Origin of the sequence: Psychrobacter urativorans (genome assembly GCF_904846675.1) — a bacterium.
Taxonomy (GTDB): domain Bacteria; phylum Pseudomonadota; class Gammaproteobacteria; order Pseudomonadales; family Moraxellaceae; genus Psychrobacter; species Psychrobacter urativorans_B.
Genome location: NZ_CAJHBT010000040.1, coordinates 1 through 5,933, shown reverse-complemented (window position 1 = coordinate 5,933; position 5,933 = coordinate 1). Strand labels below are relative to the sequence as shown.

Genomic DNA, 5,933 nt, shown 5'->3' with positions numbered 1-5,933 from the left:
GGTTTGACTTTTATCGTCAGGCTGCTTGATTAAAATCTCCCAAGTTAATGTCTACGGATTTGACAGCAGAGGTCAAAGCACTTTATGAACAATTAACTTATGCACAGGCATTTATACACAGAGCGCTTACGGAGGTCAGGAAAAGTTAAATAGGTAGCAAGGTCAACTTGATATCAGTACCTACTTTCTCAAAACTGTGATAGTCAAAACGCAGCTGCTGCGCTAACGATAACGGGTTAAAGTCAACCATTGCTCGCGCTTGTGATCCAAGTATGCAAGGCGCTTGATAGACAATCAGCTCATCTACCAACTGCTGACTTAAAAAACTACCAGCAACGCTAGCGCCCGCTTCTACCAATACGTCATAACATTGATGCTCACTGACCAACGTTTTTAGTAGCGCGTGCAAACTATCTTCACGCCAATAGTAAGTATCTGCACGGCGGCATAACTGATAATCAGACTGCAAATCATGTTTTATGCGCTCGCGTCTATCGAGCACTACTATCATAGGGCTGGGAATTTGTTCCAGTGCCACGTCCAATTGACTAGAGCGCACATTTAACTGTGGATTGTCCGTAATGACCGTTACGCTGCCCGTAATAATAGCACCACTTTTCGCCCGTAGTTTTTGGACATCCTCGCGCGCTTCTATCCCCGTAATCCATTTTGACTCACCTGTGGGCATTGCTGTGCGCCCATCTAAGCTGGTCGCTATCTTGAGGCGTACATAAGGCATCTGCGTGCGCATAGCCTTTAAAAACCCAAGATTAAGCGCTTCTGCTTGCGCTGTTAATATGCCAACGCTAACTTCAATACCGGACTGCTCTAGCAAGCTAACCCCGCGTCCTGCTACTTGCGGATTAGGATCTAGACCGGCAATAACCACCCGTTTGACACCGGCATTGATTAAAGCAAGCGCACAAGGCGGCGTACGTCCGGTATGGCTACAAGGCTCCAAAGTCACATAAGCGGTCGCGCCTGCTGCTTGCGCGCCAGCATCTTTAAGCGCGAATACTTCGGCATGCGGCTGTCCTGCTTGTGGATGAAACCCTTGTCCAACCACCTCTACGCCTTGTACCAATACGCAACCTACTGCCGGATTAGGCCTAGCAGTGTACTGACCGCGTTTGGCTTGCTCAATAGCGAGCATCATGAAGTAACTATCTTGGGCGGCTTGAGCATGGTTTGGAATTGGCATAAGAGTCACACTTAATAGAGGAATAACTGAAAGTTAATCTGCGTGAGAAAATAAGATTTTGAATGCTGAAATCTAAGGTTAGCTTCAAGTTCAATTTTAAAATTAAGCCTAAATTCAAGACGTATTTTTATCTACTGGCCGAATATTAGCGATTTCTTGATGAAAAGCATCAATATCTTGAAAGTCGCGATAGACACTGGCAAAGCGCACATAAGCGACATCGTCAAGGGTTTTAAGCTCGCTCATAATAATTTCGCCTAAGACTTTGCTGCTGATTTCACGCTCACCCATTTGCCGAACCCGCTTCTCAACTCGGCTAATCATCGCTTCTTGTTCATCGATAGTAATCGGGCGTTTTTGTAGCGGCAACTGAATAGAGCGCCGTAGTTTTTCATTGTCATACGGCTCAATTTTACCGCTTGACTTGATGATACGCGGCATCACCACTTCTACCATCTCAAAGGTAGTAAAGCGCTCTTGGCAACCATTACAGACGCGACGTCGGCGCACTTGCGCACCTTCTGCTGCCAGACGCGAGTCAATCACCTTAGTCTCTGAGGCGTTACAATATGGGCAATGCATACTCTATTCCTTTTCTTAATACTATGCATGGTAGTTGTCATATAACCGATCGCTCCTAAAATAGTTACAGGTGCAATTTAGTAAAGACAAACGAGCGACTTTGAGAGCTTGCGAACAACGGAGTCGAGTGTTCTTCATTAAATTATTTGAAACCCGAATTGCCGTTTTCTCATATTAACTACAGTATTTTAATCAACCAATTAGCGACATCATGCTATAAATCATTTACCAATACAAAAGCTACCAAATATTTTTCCTAGCAAGTCATCAGCACTGAATTCACCAGTGATTTCACCTAAGCTGTGCTGTGCTTGGCGTAAACTCTCAGCGACCAGTTCGCCTGCTTGGAACACGACTAATTGTTCATGTGCCTCCACCAAATAATCAGCGGTACGTCTTAGCGCATCTAGATGGCGAGTACGAGCAATCAAGCTGTTTTCAGGTGGATGAAAGCCTACTTTAGCACACAAAGCTTCTATTAGATTTTCTATACCGGCGCCTGTTTCACATGAAACATTAACTTGTTCATAGCCTTGTTGTTGCATAGTGCCTAGATTATTTATAATAGCTGCAGCATTAGAATCTACAGTATTACTCGGTGACTCATTTTTATTCAACAAGTCGCTTTTATTGGCAATAATTAATAAGCGTTTAGCCGCAGGCAACTCCCCAAATAGCTGCTCAGCCAGCTGTAACGGCGTGCCATTATCTTCAATATCACGCGTGACGTCATAGACCATCAACAACATATCAGCCTGTTTAATCGCAGTGCGCGCACGGGCAATACCGATACGCTCTACCGTATCTTCAGTATCACGTAGACCTGCAGTATCGGTTAAATGTAAAGTTAAGCCATTGAGAACTACCGTCTCTTGTAGCGTATCGCGAGTCGTTCCGGCCACTTCAGTGACGATGGCACGCTCTTGTCCTGCCAGTCGGTTAAGCAAACTAGACTTGCCCGCATTGGGTCTGCCTGCCAATACCACATGAATACCGTCACGTAGTAGCTGGCCTTGTTTAGCGGTTGCTAATACTTGCTGAATTTGTGCTTGGGTTTGCTCCAGCTTATTTTGAATAACACCATCAGATAAGAAATCAACGTCTTCTTCATCTGGAAAATCAATCGCGGCCTCAACATGCAAGCGCAAGTGAATAAGTTGTTCTAGTAGCTGGTTAATCTTTTGTGAAAACTCACCGCTTAGTGAGCGAATGGCACTACTGGCAGCAGCAGCACTGGTGGCATCAATGGCATCGGCAATCGCTTCGGCTTGCACTAAATCTAATTTATCATTATCAAAAGCACGATAAGAGAACTCCCCAGCGCTTGCTTGCTTGGCTCCAAGCTCAAACACGCGCGCTAATAGCTGATTCTGTAATATGATGCCGCCATGACCTTGCAGCTCAATCACATCTTCACCAGTGAATGAATGTGGTCCTTTAAAATACAATACCAAGCCTTCATCAATAACGGTGCCATCCGCTTGATAAAAACGGCAAAAGCTTGCCAGTCTCGGCGTAAAGGCAGACTTGCCCGTTAATTGACAGGCCATAGCATAAGCTTTTGGGCCTGACAACCGTATCATGCCAACTCCGCCACGCCCAAGCGGCGTGGCGATAGCGGCAATCGTGGTTTGTCCTGAGGTAACAGGGAGCTTAGATAAATCAGTTGGCGTTGCGGCCGTTACGATAGAATCCACACACACACTCTCAATTTCAATAGCTAAAGACTTCATTATAGACGGCTTAGTTGCGACTAACAAAAAAAACTTGATAGTGTCTTTTATAGCATAATAAGCAACGGTTGTTTATCTAACTTTAATAGCTTGTCGCTAGAGCTGATTTACCATAAAAAAACCACCGCCGTAGCGATGGTTAATTGTTTTTCCTATAGTGATTAGATGCTTAATGGATTATTAACCCAGTACTTTGACTGTACGATTTCTCTGTTCTTCTTGCACTTTTTTATTGACGATATACTGATGCGACATGCTGAATAAATTATTCACTGTCCAGTACAATACCAAACCGGCTGGGAAGAACAGCATGAAAGCGGTAAAGATAATGGGTAAAAACTTCATTACTTTCGCTTGCATAGGATCAGTTGGCTGCGGGTTTAGCTGCTGCTGTACGAACATAGAGCCACCCATCAGTAGCGGTAAAATAAACCACGGATCCATCGCTGATAAATCATGAATCCATAAAATAAATGGCGCATGACGCAGCTCGACACTTTCAACTAGCACCCAGTATAAGGCTAAAAAGATAGGCATCTGCATCAATATAGGCAAACAACCGGCCATTGGATTGACTTTTTCTTCCTTGTAGATACCCATCATCTCTTGCGACATTTTCATCTTATCGCTGCCATGCTCTTCTTTTAACGCTGCTAGACGCGGTGCGATAGCACGCATCTTCGCCATTGAATAGTAACTCTTATTAGAGAACCACATCAATGCAATTTTAACCAGAACTGTCAATAGAATGATTGACCAACCCCAGTTGCCGATGATTTTATGAATACCATCAAGTATGGCAAATAGTATTTTTGATATTGGCCATAAAAGACCGTAATCAACTGTTTTATTAAGACCTACTGCCACATCTTTAAGCTCAGACTGAACCTTTGGTCCTGCATACAAGGTTGCGCTTAAAGTCACTTGCTTATTGGTTGCTACATTAATTGGCTGACTGTTAAAACCAATGAAGTAATCTTCACCACTTTCACGGCTAAAGAATTTACCGGTGAAGTTCTCTGGCGTCCAGGCAGATACAAAGTAATGCTGAACTATGCCGACCCAGCCTTTATCACTGGTGGTGGTCAAAGCACTATCATTAAACTTACCAAATTTCAGCTTATTATAAGGATCATCAGGCGTTCCCCAAGCGCCGCCTAGATAAGTCGCCATGCTCAGCGCCCCTTTATCCGACATACCTGGATCTTTACTGCTGTCACGCTTTAGTTGTGCAAACAGTTGACCTTGCCATGGTTGCGCAGAGGCGTTCTGAATTTGATAGCTAACATCAATAGGATATTTATCGTGAGTGAAAGTAAAGGTTTTAGTAACCGTAACGCCGTCCTTTTTATAAGTCAGCGGTACTGATAATGTTTGCTGCCCATCTTTCATCTCGTAGCTATTGGCGCTATGACTGTAATTAGCACGACCTTCTGCAGTATCAATACCATTTTGGCCAATCAACCCAGACTGCGCAATATAGACACGATTGCTATTATTCTCAAGCAATACAAAAGGCGTCTCACTATCAAGGGTCGCATCATACTGTTTAAGCGCAGCATAAACGATATCGCCGCCTTCTGGGCTAATTTTAATATCGTAGCGATCGGTGGTAACCGTGATGAGTCCTGCATCTTTAGCCGGCGCAGTTACTACTGTTGCTGCCACATCGCTATCAGTCGGTAGCGTCTGTACCGGAATATCACCGGCAGCACCCGTAGTAGAGGGAATATCAGCCCCTACTGAGGTTGCAGTTTCTGACACCGCGTCGACAACTGGCACATCAGCATAGTCATCTCGCCATGCCAAAATCAGCAGATAAGCGGTGATTAGCATCGCAATGATGATCATCACCCGAAATATCTTTTGCATAAACCTATCCTAGAGTGAAAAATTAGAGCGTGGGTCATGACAACAAGATTGCAGCTGCCCAAAGACTTACCACAATATCAGTAATCATTTACATAAATTGTGCGTCATTTTACTAAAAAACCACCCCAAATGATACCAACAGTGTGGATAACCTGTGGGTAACTTATATCGGTGATAAATAGAAGCCTGTACTATCACCTCATTAAATGATTTAGGAGGGCGATGTAACTTGTATGATCGCGATAAATGCTTATACCCTTACCTTTAACAATAGCGGGTTCATGGGCAGCCACAGGCGCAGATACGAGCACAGTAATTGGCAAGTAATGATAAATATAAGACGCTAACGGTAAAGGCACAAAGTCAACACCATGCCCACCTAATGGATGACAGCTACCGATACGTTTTAATAATAACCAGCCACCTGACCAAACACCATGCCACTCTAAAGCTTGTTTGCCATAATTTGAGCATGTAGGATAATATCTGCAACGAGCAGGTATTATTGGACTGATTATTTTTTGATAGAATAAAATATTATAAAT

General features: G+C 43.8%; 5 protein-coding genes. All 5 read right to left on the bottom strand.

Features of this window, described 5'->3' with window-relative positions; genetic code table 11:
• Positions 1-145 precede the first annotated feature (145 nt).
• Positions 146-1,201, bottom strand: coding sequence for a bifunctional diaminohydroxyphosphoribosylaminopyrimidine deaminase/5-amino-6-(5-phosphoribosylamino)uracil reductase RibD (ribD, locus tag JMY06_RS11450; protein WP_201618375.1), 1,056 nt, complete (start codon positions 1,199-1,201; stop codon positions 146-148).
• A 114-nt stretch (positions 1,202-1,315) separates the two neighbouring features.
• The gene (nrdR, locus tag JMY06_RS11445) at positions 1,316-1,783 is read right to left on the bottom strand and encodes a transcriptional regulator NrdR (RefSeq protein ID WP_201618374.1); all 468 of its coding nucleotides are present in this window, start codon (positions 1,781-1,783) and stop codon (positions 1,316-1,318) included.
• A gap of 221 nt (positions 1,784-2,004) precedes the next feature.
• Complete coding sequence (gene mnmE, locus JMY06_RS11440; protein ID WP_413786918.1) at positions 2,005-3,366, bottom strand: tRNA uridine-5-carboxymethylaminomethyl(34) synthesis GTPase MnmE; 1,362 nt, start codon at positions 3,364-3,366, stop codon at positions 2,005-2,007.
• Positions 3,367-3,696: 330 nt separating this feature from the next.
• A complete protein-coding gene (yidC, locus tag JMY06_RS11435) occupies positions 3,697-5,388 on the bottom strand; it encodes a membrane protein insertase YidC (RefSeq protein WP_201618373.1) in 1,692 nt (563 codons plus the stop codon).
• A gap of 194 nt (positions 5,389-5,582) precedes the next feature.
• Positions 5,583-5,933, bottom strand: coding sequence for a membrane protein insertion efficiency factor YidD (gene yidD / locus JMY06_RS11430; RefSeq protein ID WP_201618372.1), 351 nt, complete (start codon positions 5,931-5,933; stop codon positions 5,583-5,585).